Annotated in this window: 23 protein-coding genes; 21 read left to right on the plus strand and 2 right to left on the minus strand. The window is 60.7% G+C overall.

The genetic code is table 11. The features are described from left to right. Positions 1-9: 9 nt before the first annotated feature. From fba to gph, 7 genes are read left to right on the plus strand one after another with little or no spacing between them, the layout of a single operon-like run. Complete coding sequence (gene fba, locus LB558_RS00785) at positions 10-1089, plus strand: class II fructose-bisphosphate aldolase (RefSeq protein ID WP_127259704.1); 1080 nt, start codon at positions 10-12, stop codon at positions 1087-1089. Between the two features lie 21 nt (positions 1090-1110). Beyond that, the gene (locus LB558_RS00790; protein ID WP_224695677.1) at positions 1111-2604 is read left to right on the plus strand and encodes a ribulose-bisphosphate carboxylase large subunit; all 1494 of its coding nucleotides are present in this window, start codon (positions 1111-1113) and stop codon (positions 2602-2604) included. Between the two features lie 18 nt (positions 2605-2622). Further along, positions 2623-3057, plus strand: a complete 435-nt coding sequence (locus tag LB558_RS00795) for a ribulose bisphosphate carboxylase small subunit (RefSeq protein WP_013532057.1) — start codon at positions 2623-2625, stop codon at positions 3055-3057. A gap of 7 nt (positions 3058-3064) precedes the next feature. Next, positions 3065-4003 carry a CbbX protein gene (gene cbbX / locus LB558_RS00800; protein WP_224695679.1) on the plus strand — a complete coding sequence of 313 codons (939 nt, stop codon included), beginning with the start codon at positions 3065-3067 and terminating at the stop codon, positions 4001-4003. A gap of 58 nt (positions 4004-4061) precedes the next feature. Continuing rightward, a complete protein-coding gene (gene rpe, locus LB558_RS00805; RefSeq protein WP_224695680.1) occupies positions 4062-4748 on the plus strand; it encodes a ribulose-phosphate 3-epimerase in 687 nt (228 codons plus the stop codon). A 21-nt stretch (positions 4749-4769) separates the two neighbouring features. Continuing rightward, the gene (locus LB558_RS00810) at positions 4770-5327 is read left to right on the plus strand and encodes a thioredoxin family protein (protein WP_224695682.1); all 558 of its coding nucleotides are present in this window, start codon (positions 4770-4772) and stop codon (positions 5325-5327) included. Further along, complete coding sequence (gph, locus tag LB558_RS00815; protein ID WP_224695683.1) at positions 5324-6025, plus strand: phosphoglycolate phosphatase; 702 nt, start codon at positions 5324-5326, stop codon at positions 6023-6025. The genes LB558_RS00810 and gph overlap by 4 nt, the downstream gene beginning before the upstream one ends. Positions 6026-6072: 47 nt before the next feature. Here the strand turns inward: gph and LB558_RS00820 are convergent, their stop codons facing one another. Further along, positions 6073-6453 (minus strand): c-type cytochrome, encoded by a 381-nt coding sequence (locus LB558_RS00820; RefSeq protein WP_024504374.1) that lies wholly within the window; start codon positions 6451-6453, stop codon positions 6073-6075. Between the two features lie 362 nt (positions 6454-6815). Between LB558_RS00820 and LB558_RS00825 the strand changes: the two genes are divergently transcribed. The 6 genes from LB558_RS00825 (at position 6816) to LB558_RS00850 (ending at position 11562) form a co-directional block, all read left to right on the plus strand. Beyond that, a complete protein-coding gene (locus LB558_RS00825; protein WP_224695684.1) occupies positions 6816-7025 on the plus strand; it encodes a hypothetical protein in 210 nt (69 codons plus the stop codon). 33 nt (positions 7026-7058) lie between these two features. Further along, complete coding sequence (locus tag LB558_RS00830; RefSeq protein WP_224695686.1) at positions 7059-8045, plus strand: ABC transporter substrate-binding protein; 987 nt, start codon at positions 7059-7061, stop codon at positions 8043-8045. After that, positions 8042-8866: an ABC transporter permease gene (locus tag LB558_RS00835; RefSeq protein WP_224695687.1), complete on the plus strand. Its 825-nt coding sequence runs from the start codon at positions 8042-8044 to the stop codon at positions 8864-8866. The genes LB558_RS00830 and LB558_RS00835 overlap by 4 nt, the downstream gene beginning before the upstream one ends. After that, positions 8835-9575, plus strand: a complete 741-nt coding sequence (locus LB558_RS00840; protein WP_224696206.1) for an ABC transporter ATP-binding protein — start codon at positions 8835-8837, stop codon at positions 9573-9575. Before LB558_RS00835 ends, LB558_RS00840 begins: the two co-directional genes overlap by 32 nt. 34 nt (positions 9576-9609) lie before the next feature. Beyond that, on the plus strand, positions 9610-10581 hold the full coding sequence (locus LB558_RS00845; RefSeq protein ID WP_224695688.1) for a quinoprotein relay system zinc metallohydrolase 2: 972 nt from the start codon (positions 9610-9612) through the stop codon (positions 10579-10581). A gap of 117 nt (positions 10582-10698) precedes the next feature. Beyond that, positions 10699-11562, plus strand: coding sequence for a quinoprotein dehydrogenase-associated SoxYZ-like carrier (locus LB558_RS00850; protein WP_224695689.1), 864 nt, complete (start codon positions 10699-10701; stop codon positions 11560-11562). A gap of 126 nt (positions 11563-11688) precedes the next feature. On the opposite strand, the gene LB558_RS00855 is transcribed toward LB558_RS00850, so the two are convergent. Continuing rightward, complete coding sequence (locus tag LB558_RS00855; RefSeq protein WP_224695691.1) at positions 11689-12015, minus strand: hypothetical protein; 327 nt, start codon at positions 12013-12015, stop codon at positions 11689-11691. 710 nt (positions 12016-12725) lie between these two features. Here LB558_RS00855 and LB558_RS00860 point away from each other — a divergent pair. The 8 genes from LB558_RS00860 (at position 12726) to pqqE (ending at position 20271) form a co-directional block, all read left to right on the plus strand. After that, positions 12726-14627 (plus strand): methanol/ethanol family PQQ-dependent dehydrogenase, encoded by a 1902-nt coding sequence (locus tag LB558_RS00860; protein WP_224695692.1) that lies wholly within the window; start codon positions 12726-12728, stop codon positions 14625-14627. A gap of 177 nt (positions 14628-14804) precedes the next feature. Continuing rightward, on the plus strand, positions 14805-15329 hold the full coding sequence (locus tag LB558_RS00865) for a c-type cytochrome, methanol metabolism-related (RefSeq protein WP_127259717.1): 525 nt from the start codon (positions 14805-14807) through the stop codon (positions 15327-15329). Position 15330: 1 nt separating this feature from the next. Next, entirely contained in the window at positions 15331-16194 is an 864-nt protein-coding gene (locus LB558_RS00870; protein WP_164754330.1) for a substrate-binding domain-containing protein, read from the plus strand. After that, positions 16191-16751 (plus strand): PQQ-dependent catabolism-associated CXXCW motif protein, encoded by a 561-nt coding sequence (locus tag LB558_RS00875; RefSeq protein WP_224695694.1) that lies wholly within the window; start codon positions 16191-16193, stop codon positions 16749-16751. Before LB558_RS00870 ends, LB558_RS00875 begins: the two co-directional genes overlap by 4 nt. A gap of 415 nt (positions 16752-17166) precedes the next feature. Continuing rightward, entirely contained in the window at positions 17167-18105 is a 939-nt protein-coding gene (gene pqqB, locus LB558_RS00880) for a pyrroloquinoline quinone biosynthesis protein PqqB (protein ID WP_224695695.1), read from the plus strand. Further along, positions 18102-18860, plus strand: a complete 759-nt coding sequence (gene pqqC / locus LB558_RS00885; protein WP_224695696.1) for a pyrroloquinoline-quinone synthase PqqC — start codon at positions 18102-18104, stop codon at positions 18858-18860. Before pqqB ends, pqqC begins: the two co-directional genes overlap by 4 nt. Further along, positions 18860-19153, plus strand: a complete 294-nt coding sequence (gene pqqD, locus LB558_RS00890) for a pyrroloquinoline quinone biosynthesis peptide chaperone PqqD (RefSeq protein WP_224695698.1) — start codon at positions 18860-18862, stop codon at positions 19151-19153. Before pqqC ends, pqqD begins: the two co-directional genes overlap by 1 nt. After that, on the plus strand, positions 19150-20271 hold the full coding sequence (gene pqqE / locus LB558_RS00895; RefSeq protein WP_224695699.1) for a pyrroloquinoline quinone biosynthesis protein PqqE: 1122 nt from the start codon (positions 19150-19152) through the stop codon (positions 20269-20271). Before pqqD ends, pqqE begins: the two co-directional genes overlap by 4 nt. Positions 20272-20280 lie beyond the last annotated feature (9 nt).

The raw sequence follows: 20280 nt of genomic DNA on the forward strand, positions 1-20280 counted from the left end.
GGATTCACAATGGCTCGCATCACCCTTCGCCAGCTTCTCGACCATGCCGCCGAGCACGGCTACGGCGTACCGGCGTTCAACATCAACAACATGGAACAGGGCCTCGCCATCATGGAGGCGGCCAAGGCCTGCGACGCGCCTGTCATCATCCAGGCCTCACGTGGCGCCCGGTCCTATGCCAACGACATCATGCTGGCCAAGATGATGGAGGCGCTGACCGAAATTCACCCGGCCATCCCGCTATGCATCCATCAGGACCACGGCAACAGCGAGGCCACCTGCCTTTCCGCGATCCGCCACGGCTTCACCTCGGTGATGATGGACGGATCCTTGATGGCGGACGCCAAGACGCCGGCAAGCTACGATTACAACGTCGCCATAACCGAACGCGTCGCACGCATGGCGCATTGGGTCGGCGCTTCCGTCGAAGGCGAACTGGGCGTGCTCGGCTCGCTGGAAACCGGCCAAAGCGAGGCAGAGGATGGCCACGGCGCCGAGGGCGCGCTCTCCCACGACCAGCTCTTGACCGATCCAGATCAGGCGGTCGATTTTGTGACTGCAACCCAGGTCGACGCGCTGGCGATTGCCTGCGGCACTTCGCACGGCGCCTACAAATTCACCCGCAAGCCGGACGGCGACATCCTGGCCATGCAGGTGATCGAGGCGATCCACGAGAAGCTGCCCAACACGCATCTGGTCATGCACGGCTCTTCCTCGGTGCCGCAGGAGCTGCAGGACATCATCAACAGATACGGCGGCGAGATGCCCCAGACTTTTGGCGTTCCGGTCGAGGAGATCGAGCGGGGCATCCGCTACGGCGTGCGCAAGGTCAATATCGACACCGATTGCCGCATGGCCATGGCCGGGCAGTTCCGCCGCGTCGCGACGGAAAACCCGCGCGAGTTCGATCCCCGTAAATTCCTGAAACCCGCCATGGATGCCCTGCGCGACCTTTGCCGGGACCGCTTCGAGCGTTTCGGTACGGCATCCAACGCCTCGAAGATCAAGGTCATCGCCATGGATGAGATGGCGAAACGTTACGCCGCGGGAAAACTCGACCCCCATATCGCAACCGCGAAAGCCGCCTGAGCAACAAACAGGAGACCTGTCATGAACAAGATCGACATACTGCCAGCGGGGACGATCAAGGAAGGCAAGGAACGCTACAAGTCAGGGGTCATCCCCTACAAGAAGATGGGCTATTGGGAGCCTGACTACAGGCCCAAGGAAACCGATCTGATCGCCATGTTCCGGATCACGCCGCAACCCGGTGTCGACCACGAGGAGGCGGCGGCCGCCATCGCCGGTGAATCCTCCACCGCGACGTGGACCGTGGTGTGGACCGACCGGCTGACAGCTTGCGAGCTCTATCGCGCCAAGGCGTTCAGATCCGAGCCGGTGCCGAACACCGGTCCCGGAACCAAGACCGAGCAACAGTACTTCGCCTACATCGCCTACGACCTCGACCTGTTCGAGCCGGGCTCGATCGCCAACCTGACCGCATCGATCATCGGCAATGTGTTCGGCTTCAAGGCAGTCAAGGCGCTGCGGCTGGAAGACATGCGCATCCCGGTCGCGTATCTCAAAACCTTCCAGGGGCCGGCGACCGGCATCGTGGTGGAGCGTGAGCGCCTCGACAAGTTCGGCCGGCCGCTGCTCGGCGCGACGACGAAGCCGAAGCTCGGCCTGTCGGGCCGCAATTACGGCCGCGTCGTTTACGAAGCGCTGAAGGGTGGCCTCGACTTCGTCAAGGACGACGAGAACATCAACTCGCAGCCCTTCATGCATTGGCGCGACCGCTTCCTCTACTGCATGGAGGCCGTGAACAAGGCGTCGGCAGCCACCGGCGAGGTCAAGGGCCATTATCTCAACGTCACCGCCGGCACGATGGAGGAGATGTACGAGCGCGCCGAATTCGCAAAACAGCTTGGTTCCTGCATCGTCATGATCGACCTCGTCATCGGCTACACGGCGATCCAGTCGATGGCCAAGTGGGCACGCCGCAACGACATGATCCTGCACCTGCACCGTGCCGGCAACTCGACCTATTCGCGCCAGAAGAACCACGGCATGAATTTCCGCGTCATCTGCAAATGGATGCGCATGGCCGGCGTCGACCACATCCATGCCGGCACGGTGGTCGGCAAGCTGGAAGGCGACCCGCTCATGATCAAGGGATTTTATGACACGCTGCGCGAGGAGCGCACGCCGCAGAACCTCGAAACCGGGCTGTTCTTCGATCAGGACTGGGCCTCGCTCAACAAGGTGATGCCCGTCGCCTCGGGCGGCATCCATGCCGGCCAGATGCACCAGTTGATCCACTATCTCGGCGAGGACGTCATCCTTCAGTTCGGCGGCGGCACAATCGGCCATCCGGACGGCATCCAGGCAGGCGCGACGGCCAATCGCGTCGCCTTGGAAGCGATGATCCTGGCCCGCAACGAGGGGCGCGATTATTTGCGTGAAGGGACCAAGATCCTCGAACAGGCGGCCAGATGGTGCACGCCGCTGAAGGCTGCCCTGGAGACCTGGAAGGACGTCACCTTCAACTACGAATCGACCGACACGGCCGACTTCGTGCCAACCGCAACGCCCAGCTTCTAGACGAAAGGAACCATCGTCATGATGACCAATCCGGGAAACAAGGTCACGCAGGGACAGTTCTCGTTCCTGCCCGACCTGACCGATGAGCAGATTTCGGCGCAGATCAAATACGCGCTGAAGAACCATTGGGCGGTCAGCGTCGAGTACACGGACGATCCGCATCCGCGAAACACCTATTGGGAAATGTACGGCAACCCGATGTTCGACTTGAAAGATCCGGCGGGCATACTGCTCGAGGTCAACGCTTGCCGGAAAGCCTGTCCGAACATGTATGTGCGGGTAACCGCCTTCGATTCGACCAAGGGCTGGGAAGCGCCGCGCATGTCGTTCATTGTCAACCGGCCTCCCAGCGAACCCGGGTTCCGGCTGCTGCGCCAGGAGCGCGACGGCCGCAGCCAGGGTTATTCGATCGTGCCTTATGCGACCGACAGACCCGAAGGCGAGCGGAGCTAGCCGAACCATGCTGAATGCGATGACCAAGGACGCTGCCGCACAGGACGCGACGGTTGATCTGCAGGCCGAGTTCGAGGCGTCCAATATCGACGAGGTGATGGACAAGCTCGACCGGGAACTCGTTGGCCTGAAGCCGGTCAAGTCCCGCATCCGCGAGATCGCCGCTCTCCTCCTGGTCGACCGGCTTCGCCGCAAGTTCGGGCTGACCTCGGGCGCCCCGACGCTGCACATGAATTTCACGGGAAATCCCGGCACCGGAAAGACCACTGTGGCGCTGAGGATGGCCGAAATCCTGCATCGTCTGGGCTATGTCCGCGAAGGCCACATGGTCGCCGTGACACGCGACGATCTCGTCGGCCAGTATGTGGGCCACACCGCGCCCAAGACCCGCGAGGTGATCAAGCGTGCCATGGGCGGCGTGCTTTTCATCGACGAGGCCTATTATCTCTACAAGCCCGAGAACGAGCGCGACTACGGCCAGGAATCGATCGAAATCCTGCTGCAGTGCATGGAGAACAATCGTGACGATCTGGTTGTGATCCTTGCCGGCTACAAGAACAAGATGGACCGCTTCTTCGACAGCAATCCCGGCATGCGTTCGCGCATCGCCCATCACCTCGATTTCCCCGACTATGGCGTCAGCGAACTGAAATCGATCGCCGAGATTATGCTCGCGGAGCAGAATTATCGCCTCAGCGAGGCGGCGTCCCAGGCGCTCGAAGAGTATCTTCCGATCCGCATGAGGCTGCCGCATTTCTCCAACGCGCGTTCGGTCCGCAATGGGCTCGATCGGGCGCGGCTGCGGCAGGCCAACCGGCTTTTCGCATCGCGCAGCAGGGTGTTGACCAAGGCCGATCTTATCACCATCGAGGAATCCGACATTCGCGGCAGCCGCGTGTTCGCGGAAGGGAAACTCGAAGGCGAACCGGAGCCGAAGATGCGCTGACAGGATGAACCGGCTGGCGCAGAGACCAACACCGCAGACAGGATTGGAGACGACAACCATGGTCACCAGGACAATCATCGCACCTTCCGTGCTTTCCGCGGATTTCTCGCGGCTCGGCGACGAGGTCGAAGCTGTCGTGCGGGCTGGTGCCGACTGGATCCATCTCGACGTGATGGACGGCCACTTCGTGCCCAACATCACCTTCGGTCCGCCGGTGATCAAGGCTATCCGCGACCGAACGGACAAAATCTTCGACTGCCATCTGATGATCGCGCCGGCCGAGCCCTATCTGGCCGCCTTCGCCGACGCCGGTTGCGACATCATCACGGTGCATGCAGAGGCCGGGCCGCATCTCGATCGTTCCCTGCAGGCGATCAAAAATCTGGGCAAGAAGGCGGGCGTATCGCTGAATCCTTCGACGCCGGAGAGCGTCATCGAATATGTGCTCGACAGGCTCGATCTGGTGCTTCTGATGACGGTCAATCCAGGCTTCGGCGGCCAGGCTTTCATTTCCGCGGTCATCGAGAAGATCAGGCGAATCAAGGCACTGGTTGGCCGCCGCCCGATTGACATCGAAATCGATGGCGGCGTCACGGCCGAAACCGCCCCGCTGGTCGCCGCGGCCGGCGCCAATGTGCTGGTCGCCGGGTCGGCCGTGTTCAAGGGGGCCACCGAGGCGGCCTATCGCGCCAACATTGGAACCATCCGACAGGCGGCCGACGGTGCGATCCGGAAAGCCGCGTAAACCATTCCATCGGAGGCAAGCATGGCGGCCGTCCCCCCTGTCTGCGATTTCGGCTGGCGCGCCATCGATGCCGTTTTGCCCGGCGTCGACGGCAGGTCGCATTCGATCTTCAGCCAGGCCGGCCCGAACGGCCTGGTCGTGGCCTTCATCTGCAATCACTGCCCTTATGTGAAGGCGGTGATTTCACGTATCGTGCGCGATGCCAACGACCTCAAGGCCGAAGGTATCGGCTTTGTCGCGATCAACTCGAACGATGCCGACACCTACCCGGAGGATTCCTTCGACCAAATGAAGCTCTTCGCCACGATGAACGGCTTCAGTTTCCCTTACCTGCACGACCAGCACCAAACTGTAGCGCGCGATTACGCAGCCGTGTGCACTCCCGATTTCTTCGGGTTCAACAGCGAGTTGGGACTGCAATATCGCGGTCGGCTGGACGCCTCGCGACGAGAAGCCGGAGCGCCCGGGCTGAGACGCGATCTGTTCGAGGCGATGAAGCAGGTCGCCCGAACCGGCGACGGGCCGCTGCACCAGGTCGCCTCGATCGGCTGCTCGATCAAGTGGAGGGATGCCGCATGAACGTCGGCGCAGGCAGGCCGCTTCGATCACCGAAGGCGATCCTGTTCGACCTCGACGGCACGCTGGTCGACTCGGCACCGGACATAGCGGCCGCCGTCAACGAGTTGCTAGCCAGCCGCGATCTGCCGCCGCTGCGCCTGGATCGGGTCAAGGCCATGATCGGCGGCGGTGTCAGGAAATTGATCGAGCGAGCCTTCGCGGCGTCGGGAGCGCCACTGCTCGGCAACGCTCTCGATGAGGCAAACCGCGTCATGGCGCCTATCTACCGCCGGCATCTGACCGGCCTGACAAGGCTGATGCCTGGCGTCAGGGAGGCTCTCACCCACTTTCATTTGGGCGGAGTAAGCATGGGGGTGGCGACCAACAAACCGCAGTTGGCGACCCGCGAAATCCTGCTTCATTTCGGATTGACGGAATATTTCGGTGCGATCGTTGGCGGAGACGCGGTGACATACTTGAAACCGGCGCCAGATGCCCTGCTGCTGGCGTTGGCACAGCTTGGGGTCGACCCGGGCGACGCGCTGCTGGTCGGGGACAGTGGTGCTGACCTGGGTGCCGCACGCGCCGCCGGCATGCCCGTCATTCTGTTGCGCGGCGGCTACAGCCACATTCCGGTGGAAGAGCTCGGCGCCGACCTTGTTTGCGACAGCCTTTTCGATCTGCCTTCAGCAATGCAGAGGCTGCAAGCCGATGCGTGATCGAGGCGAACGCCGGCCGAACGCAAGTTCGAACGGCCGGCGGAGCGCTATTTCGAGAATTGCTTCAGATAGGCGATGACGTTGGCGATGTCTTCGTCCTGTTTGAGGCCGACAAACGCCATCTTTGTTCCTTTGACCATGGCCTTGGGATCGTGAAGGTAAGTCTTCAGCGTGGGTTCATCCCATTTGACGCCGGACTTGCCTGCCGCGACCATCGCCTGAGAATAGCTGAACCCCGGGTGCGTGCCGGCCGTTCGGCCGATGACGCCGTTCAACGACGGGCCGACCTTGTTCTTGTCCTGGTCGGCGACATGGCAGACCTTGCATTTGGCGAAGACCTTCTCACCCGCCGCCGCATCCTGTGCCTGGGATTGGCTCGCGATGAAGGGCACAACGGACATGACTGCGAAAAATGCGATTGCGCGCATGGCATTTCCTCATTGATCGTCTGGGTGCCCTGGACGATTTGCGCATGCCGATCCTTTGATCCGTCGGCATGCGCCTTACGCGGTGGGGTGGAAATTCCGCTTCTCCCGTGGAGCCGCGCCGCGTGACTCCGAAGCTAGTTGGCATGTTGTGAAAGTCAATCGTACAAAGGTTTAGAGGCCTGGTTGCTCAAGAGACCCGTCCATTCGTCTTTGTTGACGGTGATCCGGCGAGCGCGTAGCTTGACCTCATTCCGGTTTCTCCATTGGCACCTTGGGAATCCGGCAAGTGGCGATTTTGTCCTGGCTCCTGGTTGGACTGGACTCGCCGGGATGGGCGTTTGGGAACGCGCAAGAGGTGCTGAATGGACCTGGTCGATCTCATATTGACGGTTTGCCTCAGCGCCAATCCGAGCAATTGCCGAGACGAACATCTCTATTTCGAGAGTCGCGGCACCCTGTTCCAATGCATGATCCTTGCTCCCAGCGAAATCGCCAAATGGTCTCAAGAACACCCTACGCTCAAGGTCATGCGCTGGAAATGCGCATTTCCGAGCAAGGAACGAGCCATCTGATTTGGCAGCGCGGAACCCTGGAGAGGAGGTGTCATGATGGTTTCACGGCGCATGACGCTGCGTCTGGCGGCTCTCGGGACAGCCGCTGTTCTTGCTACCAGGCCGGCCGTTGCGGCAGCCAGGATTCGCCTCGGTGTGCTGAAATTTGGAACCGTGAGTTGGGAACTCGATACGCTAAGGCAGCACAAATTCGATGCCGCGAACGGGATCGATTTGGAGATCATCAACTTTGCCGGCGAGGATGCAACCAATGTCGCAATGTTGGCTGGCGGGATCGACATGATCGTCTCCGACTGGCTGTGGGTCTCGCGCCAGCGCTCCGAAGGCGGCGACCTCACATTGACCCCCTATTCCACCGCCGTGGGGGCGATCATGGTGAAGGAGGGTTCGCCGATCCGGACGGTCGCCGATCTCAAGGACAAGAAGATCGGCGTCGCCGGCGGTCCGCTCGACAAGAGTTGGCTGCTTATACAAGCACTGACCAGGCGCGATCTCGGCGTCGACCTGTCGGCAACCAGCGACATCGTCTTTGGCGCGCCGCCGCTGATTTCGGAAAAGGCGATACAGGGCGAACTCGATGCAGTGCTGAATTTCTGGCATTTTTGCGCCCGTCTCGAGGCCAATGGCTTCCGTCGATTGATCGGCGTGAATGACGCGGCAAAGACGCTCGGGGCTCTGGGACCCGTGTCGGCGCTCGGTTACGTCTTCCATGACCAATGGGCCAACGAGAACCCCGATGCCGTCAGGGGTTTCGTGAGGGCGTCCGCGCAAGCCAAGGACTTGCTGGCCAGATCCGATGACGAATGGCTGCGCCTGGCGCCGGTCATTCGCGCGGAAGGCAAGGAACTGGAAAAACTGCGCGATCGCTACCGCCAGGGCATTCCCAGACGGTCGGTCGCCGAGGAAGCGGCCGACGCCGGCAGGCTATACCATGTGCTGGCGGCGATCGGCGGCGCGAAGCTGGTCGGCAGCGCGCCGGAGATGGCGCCCGGCACGTTCTGGCAGGAACCCCGGAAATGACCGCATTGGAAACCGGCGGCACGCGTGATGCCCCGCCGAGCATGTCCGGCCGACGCAGCCTGGCGGCGGCACTGGTGCCCGCGCTGACCGTAGCTGTTTCCCTGCTCGGGCTTTGCCTGCTGTGGAACCTTGCGGCAAGCGTCTGGCCAAGCCGTGCCTTTCCAGGACCTGGGCAGGTCTGGCAGGTGCTTCTCAGGGAGGCTGCGAACGGCGACCTTTTTTACCATCTCGGCGTGACCCTCGGCAGGGTCGCCGCGGCATATATCGTCGCAATGATCATAGGATCCGTCATCGGCGTTTTGCTCGGCAGCTATCGTCGTGTCGATCGTTTTTTCAACCCGTGGGTTATCCTGTTCCTCAACATCCCGGCGCTGGTGGTCATCGTCCTTGGCTACATCTGGTTCGGCCTCAACGAGGCGGCTGCGATCGGCGCGGTGGCGGTGAACAAGATCCCGAATGTCGTGGTGACGATGCGTGAAGGCGCCAGGACGCTTGATCCAAGTTACGCCGAAATGGCCACCGTCTATCGCTTCGGCCGCCTTGATCGAATCCGCCATATCCTGCTGCCGCAATTGCAGCCCTATCTTGCCGCCGCGTCGCGATCCGGAATCGCCCTCATCTGGAAGATCGTCCTGGTCGTCGAACTGCTCGGCCGCTCGAACGGTGTCGGCTTCCAGATCCATCTCTATTTCCAGCTCTTCGACGTCGCCGCCATTCTTGCCTATACGCTGGCTTTCGTGGCGGTGATGCTTGTCATCGAACTTCTCCTGGTGCAGCCCGTTGAACGACATGCAACCCGTTGGCGCCGTCGTCCCGCTTAAGGTCGACATCGCCGAAAAGATCTTCAGATCCGCGCGAGGTGTCTCGATCACGGCGCTTCAGGATCTTTCCTTTGAGGTCCGGCAAGGCGAATTCGCCTGCTTGCTGGGGCCGTCGGGCTGCGGCAAAACCACGACGCTGCGTATCCTGCTCGGCTTGGACAAAGACTTTTCCGGCTCCTTCCAGTTGCCGCAAGGAGGTTCGAACCGCATCGCCGCCGTATTCCAGGAACCGACTCTGCTGCCGTGGCGAACGGTGGAGCAGAATGTCAGGCTGGCGTTGCCGAAAAGCTTGAGAGCAAAAAATCTCGACGGGCTGTTCGACACGCTCGGCCTCGCCGGCATGCGCTCGCTCTATCCTGCCGAACTGTCGCTCGGCCTTGCGCGCAGGGCAGCGCTTGCCAGGGCTTTCGCCACGGAGCCGGCGGTGCTTTTCCTGGACGAACCCTTTGTCTCGCTCGACGAACAGACCGCCGAGCGGCTTCGGCATCTGCTTTTGACCGTGTGGTCGGCACGGCCAACGACCGCCTTGATGGTGACGCACAATCTACGCGAGGCACTGATGCTGTCGGACCGCATCATCGTGCTCGCGCCGCGGCCAACCCATGTGCTCGGCGTGTTCGACGTACGGTTGCCACGGCAACATCGCAATTCGCAGGTGATGAGCGACCTTCTGCGGTCGTTCCATCATAGATTTCCGGACGTCACCTGATCGCCTGCAGGCGAAATGCATATCGGAGGCCTTCATGTCGATCGATCGGCTAAGACGCAGGCTTGTGAGGGGCTTCGCCTGTACCGCCGCCAGCGCCGCCTTGCTGCCGTGCTGCCTCGGACGAGCCGTTCTGGCCGCAGGCGGCAGTTCTCGGTTCTCGCTCAGGCAAATCGCCGACGGCGTCTTCGCCTTCCAGGGCGCGGATGAATTGATGACCGCCGCCAACGACGGTGCGATCTGCAATCTGGGTGCCGTCGTCGGCACCGATGCTGTTGCCGTCATTGACAGCGGTGGCAGCCTGATCGAGGCGCACGCCTTTCTCGCCGCGATCGGAAAGGTAACAGCAAAGCCGGTTCGCTTCCTGGTCAACACCCACATGCACCCCGACCACATCTTCGGCAATGCGGCATTCCGGGAGATCGGCGCGACCATCGTCGGTCACCGTAATCTGCCGCGTGCCCTCGACGCGCGTGGCACGTTCTATCTGCACAACTATCGCGAACAGCTTGGCGAGGCGCTGATGGAGGGGGTCGAGATCGTCTCGCCGACCATGCTTGTCGACGATCACCTGCAACTCGACCTCGGCGGGCGCATGATCGAACTGCGGGCATGGAAGGCGGCGCACACCGACAACGACCTGACCGTATTCGATACCGTGACCAGAACGCTCTTTGCCGGCGATCTCGTGTTCATGGGCTCCTTGCCGACGCTCGACGGATCGCTGCTCGGATGGCTCCGCCAGATGGATGCGCTCACCGCGATCGACGCCGCGCGCGTCGTTCCAGGTCATGGCCCTGTAACGGCCGACTGGCCACAGGCGCTGGCGGGGGAACGACGCTATTTCGAGGTTCTGGCGCGCGATATCCGCAAGGCGATCGTCGATGGAACGCCGCTGCGCGAAGCAGTCAAAACCGCTGGCGAAAGCGAACGGGACAATTGGCATCTGTTCGACGACTACAACGAGCGCAACGCAACGGCCGCATTTGCCGAACTCGAATGGGAATAGACGACGCCGACATGCGTCAGACAGCTGTAAGGCCGGCGATTTGCCAAGGCGTCGCCAAAGGCTTATCCTCAACGCCAGCCTGGGCACCACCTCTCTTGCATTGGTGGAGGCATCGAAATGCAAAATCACGCTTACTCGAGCCGGCAGCTCGCCCTGCCGCTCGCATCCGTTTTCGCCGCGATCATCTTGACCATCGGCACGTTGCTCGGCTCCTCGGGAGCCGCCAACGCACAGCAAACAACCGCGTCCTCGGAAAGGATCTGGCATGACTTGAAGGGCGACGTGTTCGGCGATCGGGCAATTCTGGTCGATACCGGCGTCGTCCGGATCGAAGCGCCGAAGCGGGCGCAGGATGCCGCCATCGTGCCCGTTGACATCTATCTCGATCCAGCCAAGGCGCCGGACGGCATCAAATCCGTTACCCTGATCATCGACGCCAACCCTGCGCCGGTGGCGGCAACGTTCCAGCTCGGCAAGGATGCCGGCGTGACGCATCTGTCGACGCGCGTGCGCGTCAACGACTATTCCTATCTGCGTGCGATCGCTGAGACGCAGGGCGGCCAACTCCATATGGCGCAGACCTTCGTCAAGGCATCAGGCGGATGCTCCGCCCCTGCGGTCAAGAACCAGGACGAGGCCAACGCGACGATGGGTCAGATGAAGCTGCGCCAGTTCCCGCCCAAAGAGACGATGACCAAGACTGAGGAACTGCAGTTGATGATCCGGCACCCTAACAATTCGGGGCTGCAGCGGGATCCGCTAACCCAGTATTTCATACCGGCGCATTTTGTCCAGAAACTGTCGATCTCCCAAGCCGGCCAGCCGATCCTCTCCATGGAAGGTGGAATATCGATTTCGGAAGACCCCAATTTCCGATTCGATTTCACCGTGCACGGCAACGGCGAAATCCAGGTTGAAGCGATCGATACGGATGGCAAAACGTTTCGCAATCAGTGGCCGCTGGAGACCGCGGGACTCTGAAGTCTCGATATCTTGCGCCGGACTGCCGGGTGCTTGCCAGCTTGATCCCGAAAGTGGAGCTTGTTTCGGGAAGATACCGTCCAGACAAAGGATGGAACGCCATCCGGCTTGCGGATTGAGCAGGCTCTAAAAGCAGCGCACGTCGGCTTCCGACTGCGCGCGCTTCAATTCGGTACGGGCTGCCTTCGCCGGTGCGCTTTCGCGAAACAGCCCCGCGTTTTCCCCTGTAGTCAAAGACATGCTCTTGAAAGTCTCGGCTCTCTCATAGTGGTCGTAGGGAAGGATCGAGGCGATGACGTCGATCGAGCAGGAACAGCTTTCCAGCGCCTGACGTGTCTGGCCGTTCGTCTGCATGCAGCCGAGCACGTAATCGGCAATCGTTGCTGTCGGGTAATCTCCCGCGGCGCCCGCCGGGTTTGCGAAGGCCAGCGGCGCGGCAAGGAGCAGCGGCAAAGTCGAAAATCCATATCTGATCACGGGAAAACCTCCGGTTGGCCTGGGCGCAATGCGCCCAGTCGGGATCACCGTGGCAGTTGGCAACGTGCCGAAGAGTCAGTCAAGCGCCCATGGCTTCCGTATACGACCAAAGGAGGAATGCGGTGCTGGTCGACCGTGGTTCCGCATGCCGGCCCCATGGCCCGCTCCATGCCCCAACTCCAACGATCATCTCATGCTTGGCTCACTATCGATTCCCAATGGGGCGCGTACACGGCCAGGCCGAGACATCGAATTGAATACCTCCAAATAAAACTCACACTTAGGTGAAATGTAAAACTCAAAACATAATCAAATTTTATGCGGCCCATCGTTATTTCGCGATCAGAAATACTTCATCTAACAAATACTGTCCTACTTATTTCCTTATATTGCACCGCATCATTTACGATATTGCGGTGCAAAAAAACACCCAGGCTTTTTTGCTTGCCTAGCGTTTTGCGATGACATAGCCTCACCCTGTTTCCGGCTTCAAGGGCGTCACCGTCATTAGGGAGCGGCGACAGTCTTTCGTAGGCCAAGGTGAGGTGGGCAGTAACGGTGCCCTCTGCACATCTGGCTTAGGTCGTGACACGCTGCCGGAAATATTTCCCCCCCGTGAATCGCTTGGGCAAGCCCTTGTGGGCTCAGCAAATGATTCATCACTATGAACCTCGGGAGGAATTCGGATGCGTGTACTTACGAAAGCTACCTATATTCTAACCACTGCGGCGTTTCTGTCGCTCGGCGCGGCCTTTACGGCGTCGGCTAACGAGGACCTTGCAAAGCTGGCTTCGGATTCGAAGAACTGGGCAATGCAGACGGGTGACTACGCCAATACCCGCTATTCCAAACTCAACCAGATTACTGCGGACAATGTGAAGAACCTGCAGGTCAAGTGGACCTTTTCCACCGGCGTGCTACGAGGCCACGAGGGTGGACCGCTTATCATCGGCGATGTGATGTATGTTCACACGCCTTTCCCGAACAATGTCTTTGCGCTCGATCTCAAGAATGACGGGAAGATCCTCTGGAAATACGAACCCAAGCAGGATCCCAACGTCATTCCGATCATGTGTTGCGATACGGTCAATCGCGGCGTTGCCTATGGTGACGGCAAGATCATTCTCAATCAGGCCGACACCACGGTCGTCGCTCTCGACGCGAAGACCGGCAAGGTCGTCTGGTCGGTCAAGAACGGCGACCAGACCGATGGCGGCAAAGGCGAATCCGGTACGGCTGCCCCCGTCGTCATCAAGGACAAGGTGCTTATCGGCGTATCCGGCGCCGAATTCGGCGTTCGCGGCTGGCTGGCCGCCTACAATCTGAAAGATGGCAAACTCGCCTGGAAAGCCTATTCGGAAGGTCCGGACGCAGACACCCTGATCGATCCCGAGAAGACCACGCATCTTGGCAAGCCGGTGGGCAAGGATTCCGGCACGAACACCTGGGAAGGCGAGCAGTGGAAGACCGGCGGCGGCACGACATGGGGATGGTATTCCTATGATCCCAAACTGAACCTGGTCTACTATGGTACCGGTAATCCCTCGACCTGGAACCCGGTACAACGCCCCGGCGACAATCGCTGGTCGATGACGATCATGGCCCGCGATGCGGATACGGGTGTTGCCAAATGGCTCTACCAGATGACCCCGCATGACGAATGGGACTATGACGGCATCAACGAGATGATCCTCGTCGATGGCATGGAGGTCAACGGCGCCAAGCACGACGTGCTGGTGCATTTCGATCGCAATGGTTTTGCCTACACCATGGATCGCGCCACCGGCGACCTTCTCGTCGCCAAGAAATACGATCCGGCCGTGAACTGGGCGACGGAAGTCGTCATGGACCCCAAGAGCGAACAATATGGTCGCCCGCAGGTCGTGGCGAAATATTCGACCCAGCAGAACGGCGAAGACACCAACTCGACGGGCATCTGCCCGGCGGCGCTTGGAACGAAGGACCAGCAGCCGGCGGCCTATTCGCCGAAGACCGGGCTGTTTTACGTCCCGACCAACCATGTCTGCATGGACTATGAGCCTTACAAGGTGAGCTACACCGCCGGTCAGCCTTATGTTGGCGCCACCGTGTCGATGTATCCCGCACCTGGCGGCGACGGCAACATGGGCAACTTCATTGCCTGGGACGCGGCCAAGGGCGAGATCGTCTGGTCGAAGCCCGAGCAGTTCTCGGTGTGGTCGGGCGCATTGGCGACAGATGGCGACGTCGTCTTCTACGGTACACTCGAAGGCTACATCAAGGCGGTCGATAAGGACGGCAAGGAACTCTACAAGTTCAAGACCCCGTCCGGCATTATCGGCAACATCACGACCTACGAGCAGGGCGGCAAACAGTACATCGCTGTTCTGTCCGGCGTCGGTGGCTGGGCAGGTATCGGCCTGGCAGGCGGCCTGCTTTCGCCTGATAACGCCGCTGCCTGGCATGGCGCCGTCGATCAGGGCCGTGCCCAAGGCGACGAGGCCGCGGTCGTTGGCACCGCTGGTCTTGGTGCCGTCGGTGGCTACGCGGCACTTGCCGACTACACGACGCTGGGCGGTCAGCTCACCGTCTTCGGTCTCCCGGATTGATGCGCTGGGAACCTTGAGCACGCCTCGGGTCTTGTGAGACCAAAGGCTTGAAGAACGAGAGCCCGGATCATCCGGAAGCCATGGCCGGGCTCTCGATTCGGTTACGCACTCAAAAACCGATCAATGCCGGTCGCGACGGCAAAACCGTGTCCAGTGGCAAATGAAGGAAGCGTTTGAATGTCCGTTCGCATTGTAATTTCGGCTTTGGTCCTGGCTCTGCTGCCTCTGGCAAGCTCAAGCCTCGCCCAGGCCGACGACAGCATGGAAAAAGCCAAGGCGGTAAAGGAAGAAGGCGGCAAGTATTTGGATGCGGACGGAAATCCGACCTACAAGATCGAAAACGGAACCGTCGATTGGTACACGTTCAGCGGCTACCGCCGGTATCACTCCGATTGCCATGTCTGCCACGGACAGGACGCGACAGGTTCGAGCTATGCGCCGGCTTTGGTCAACAGCCTGAAAACCATGGATTACGCCACATTCCTCTCGATCGTCGCCGAAGGCCGCAAGAATGTCGGCGGCGGCAAGGAAAACGTCATGCCTGCCTTTGGCGACAACAAGAACGTCTATTGCTACCTGGACGATCTCTACGTCTATCTGCGCGCGCGCGCAGATGGCGCGGCGCCCCGCGGACGGCCGCCCAAGCACGAAGACAAGGCCCAGGCGGCGAAGGATTCCGAAGCATCCTGCATGGGTGGATGACATGATTGGCCGCGATGCATTGAAGCTGCGCGTCGTTCTGCCGATCCTCGGCACACTCGCCTTGCTGCCGTCGAACGCGCAGGCGCAAGGCGCCGGCCTTGGCGCGGCGGGAGAACTGGTCGACCCCGACATTCTGCGCGTCTGCGCCGATCCCTCGAATATGCCCTTCACCGACAAGAGCGGCGAAGGCTTCGAAAACAAGCTGGCCGAGCTGGTTGCCGCGAAAACCGGCCGCAAGTCCGTCTCCTACACCTGGTTTCCAACGATCACCGGCTTCGTGCGCAATACGTTGGGGGCCAACCGATGCGACATCATCATGGGCTATGCCCAAGGTGATGAGCTGGTGCAGAACACCAACGCCTACTATCGCTCCGCCTATGTACTGGTGCATCCGAAAAGCAACGATATGGAAGGCGTGGAAACGATCGAGGATCCCAGACTCACGGGCAAGACGATCGGCGTCGTTGAAAGCACGCCGCCAACCGCCAACATGGCCGCCAACAAGCTTCTGCGGACCGCCAAGATCTATCCGCTTGCGGTGGATACGCGCGTCACCCCATCCATGGGGGAGGTCATGATCAAGGACATGCTGGCACACAAGATCGATGCGGCGGTACTGTGGGGACCGATGGCAGGTTACTATGCCAAGGAACTCGGAGCTGATGTGACGATCGTCCCACTGGTGAAGGAAAAAACCGGCTCGCGCATGTCTTACCGCATCACCATGGGCGTACGTCCGTCCGACCAGGAATGGAAGCGGACGCTCAACCGGGTGATCAGGGAAAACCAGGCGGAGATCACCAGGATCCTGCTGAGCTACAACGTGCCGCTGATCGACGAACACGACAACCTGATTACCCAATGAATGGAAGGGAGACTATTTTCTTGCTGGTCGCCGCGAACCTTCTGGTTCTGACCGAGCCGACATGGGCCGGCGATGTCGCCGAACCCAGCGGTTTCCGGATGGACGACTATCGGGCGCCGGTGCCGCGGACGCTGCAAGGCGCGAGAGTGGTGACGACGGTGGAAGCGGAAGCGTTGTGGCGAGCGAAAAAGGCGATCTTCTTCGACGTGATGCCGAACACTCCCAAGCCGGCCAATTTGCCGGCAGGAACGATATGGAGAGACAAGGTCAGAAAGGACATTCCAGGCAGCACATGGCTGGCCAATGTGGGATACGGCGCTATTTCGCAGGAGACCGCCAGCTATTTTCGCCAAGGCCTCGCGGCCAAGGCCGGGACGGACAAGTCGCGCGCGATTGTGTTCTACTGCATGACGAATTGCTGGATGTCGTGGAATGCGGCGAAACGGGCCGTCCAGTGGGGCTACAGTTCAGTAATCTGGTATCCGCTCGGCGCTGATGGGTGGGAAGATGCAAACCTTCCACTGGAGGAGAAGAAACCCTACGCCGCGAACAATTGAAATAAGGACTGCAATTATTCTCGATAGTTTGTTTTCAATTTTTCAAAACCTATTGTTTCATTTGTCCATTTTGAGACTTGATGGACGAGCCATTGCGTCGGTGCCCTGCAATGGTTGGCTAACGACAGGATCGGTCCCTTCGGGCTGGTAGAAGAGGAGAAATGTCATGAAGAAGAACTGGAAAAAACCGACCATGTGTCAGGTTGCCGCTGGCTTCGAAATTTCACGGTATCTGCCTGCTGAAATTACTCCCAAGAAGTAGGCCGCAGAGGTGCGCGTCCCTGGCGACAGGGGCGCGCATCCCCTCGCCGCATGGGATTTTCGTGAAAGATTTTGACGCACGCAAAGCGCGCGAAGCGTTTTTTGTGACTGCAAATTGCCTGCAGGTCAGAGAAGCCGGCGCGCGGGCATTTTCATGCATTTGAGGATCATCGGATCGGCGGCGGGCGGCGGCTTTCCGCAATGGAACTGCAACTACCGTCTGAGTCGTGCGACTCGCGCCGGCATGGCCAGCGTGCATTCACGAACCCAGTCAAGTGTCGCCGCCTCGGCGGATGGGTTGGGTTGGGTTCTTTTCAATGCCTCGCCCGACATCCGCCAGCAAATCGCTGCAACGCCTGAATTGCAGCCCGCGGGCGATGCGCCGCTGCGCTCGACGCCTATTCGCGCGGTGGTGCTGACCAATGCCGATGTCGATCATATCGCCGGACTGCTCAGCCTGCGCGAGCGGCAGCCTTTCGCCATCTATGCAACGGTGCAGGTTCTGGCGACGCTGGAGGCGAATTCGATTTTCAACGTTCTCGATCCAGCGCTTGTGCCGCGGCGCATCCTGCCGCCGGCGAAAGAATTGGCCATCTGCGACGCAGAAGGCCGCGAGACCGGCGTAGTGATCGAGCCCTTTCCCGTGCCCGGGAAGATAGCACTCTATCTGGAGGATAGAGACCATCCGGATGCCAATTTCAGCTCCGACACAGGTGACACGATCGGAGTCCGAATTGCCGGGATCGGCAGCCGCGGCTCCGTCTTCTATATCCCAGGCTGCGCGCGCATCGATGCGCGCTTACGCGCGCGTCTCACCGATGCCGCCGGTCTTTTGTTTGACGGCACCGTCTATACCGACGACGAGATGATCGTCGCCGGCGTCGGTCAGAAAACCGGCGCGCGCATGGGGCATCTGGCGATCTCAGGAGAATTGGGTTCGATCGCCGGCTTGGCCGATGTGAAAGTCGGCCGTCGTGTCTTCGTTCACATCAACAACACCAATCCCATCCTTGACGAGAATTCCGCCGAGCACGCGGCGGTCAAGGCGGCAGGCTGGGAAATCGCAAGCGACGGTATGGAGATGGAATTTTGAGCGACTTCCGCGATGCAGCCAAAGGCGGACTCTCCACGAGCGCTCTCGAAGCCGTATTGAGGCAGGTTGGCGCCGAGCGCTATCACAATCGCCATCCCTTTCACCACAGGATGACCAGCGGCGCGTTGTCGAAGGCGGAGATGAAGGCCTGGGCGCTGAACCGCTATTGCTATCAGGCGGTCATCCCGCGCAAGGATGCCATGATACTCGCGCATGCCGAGGATCCAGCGTTTCGCGCCGCGTGGCGCAAGCGGATCGAGGATCATGACGGCGAGGACGGCTGGAGCGGCGGTATCGCGCGCTGGCTGCATCTGGCAACTTCGCTCGGCCTGGACGCCGAGGCCGTGAAGAGCGAAAGGCTGGCACTGCCGGCGACCCGCTTCGCGGTGGGCGCTTACCTTTCTTTTTGCACAAGCCGGACGCTGTTCGAGGCGGTCGCGTCCTCGCTGACCGAGATGTTCTCGCCACTCATCATTGGCGAGCGGGTGCCGGCAATGCTGGCCAAATACGACTACATCACCGAGGGTACGCTGGCCTATTTCAGACAACGGCCCGAACAGGCCTCGCGTGACGCCGGCTTCGCCCTCGCCTACGTGCTCAGCCACGCCGATACGGCGGAGCGCCAGCAGCAGGCAATCGATGCACTGGTGTTCAAATGCGATATACTCTGGGCCATGCTTGACGCGCTTCAACACGCCTATGGCGAGCAGGGAAACATACCGCCCGGCGCCTTCCAGCCCGAGGCAGCCCTATGATGGCGCTGCGCAAAAGAGCCGTGGTGTCGCCGCGGTCGACACCTTCGCTGCCGAAGCACGTGCGCATACAATACGACGCCGTGCGGCAGGCATTCGCCGTGCTTTCACCGGAAAAGATATTCTGGCCGAACGATGTCAGTCTCGACATATTGCGACGCTGCGATGGACGGTCCACGGTCGGCGACATCATTGCCGGCCTTGCCGCGGATTATGAGGCTGAACAGGAGGCCGTGGCGACCGACGTCATCGCCTTCCTGCAGGAATGGTCGGACAAGTTGCTGGTGAGGCTATGAGCACGCCCCTCCTCCCTCCAATCGGCATGCTGGCGGAACTGACGCATCGCTGCCCGCTGCAATGCCCTTATTGCTCCAATCCGCTCGAACTGCTGAAGGCCAATCGCGAACTCGACACAGAGACCTGGCTCGCCCTGTTCTCGGAGGCCGCCGATCTCGGAGTGCTCCAGGTTCATCTGTCCGGAGGCGAGCCGACACTGCGCCGCGACCTTGAGCAATTGATCGCCGGGCTTGCGGGGCGCGGCGTCTACACCAATCTGATTACCGCGGGGGTTGGCATCGTCGAGGGCCGTATCGAGGCATTTGCCGAAGCCGGTCTCGACCATCTGCAACTGAGCTTTCAGGGCGCGCGGCCGGCAACCACCGATCGCATCGGCAACCACAAGGGCGCCCACGAAAAGAAGCTGGAAACGGCACGTCGCGCGCGCGCTGCCGGTCTGCCTCTTACCATCAACGCGCCGATCCATCGCCATAACATCGAGGAAGTGCCGGAATTCATCGATCTCGCCCTTTCGCTGGGCGCGGAGAGGCTCGAGATCGCCAATGTGCAGTATGCCGGCTGGGCGTTGACCAATCGCGATCAACTGATGCCGGAGCGTGAAGCGGTCGACAGGCAGGCGGAGATCGTCGCGGAGGCACAGGAGCGGTTAGCCGGCATCATCAACATCGATTTTGTGACGCCGGACTATTTCGCGACCTATCCCAAGCCGTGCATGGGCGGCTGGGCGCGTGACGCCTTCATGGTGACGCCTGACGGCACCGTACTGCCTTGCCATGCCGCACAGACGATCCCGTCGCTCAGCTTCGAGCGTTTCGAACCACGCAGGCTGTCCTTGATCTGGGCCGATTCGCCGGCGTTCAATGCCTTTCGCGGCACCGACTGGATGCAGGAGCCGTGCCGCAACTGTGACCGGCGCGAGATCGACTGGGGCGGTTGCCGCTGTCAGGCGATGGCGATCGCCGGCGATGCCGCTGCAACGGACCCGGCTTGCGCGAAATCGCCGATCCATGCTCGCATGGCAATGCTGATCGACGAAGCCAAGCGCACTGCCGCAGTTCCTTCGAGAGAAGAAACATTCGTCTACCGGCGGATCGGTGCCGTGACCGAATCCGCCTGACCTGGCGAG

Origin of the sequence: Mesorhizobium sp. CO1-1-8, assembly GCF_020164875.1 — a bacterium.
GTDB lineage: Bacteria > Pseudomonadota > Alphaproteobacteria > Rhizobiales > Rhizobiaceae > Mesorhizobium.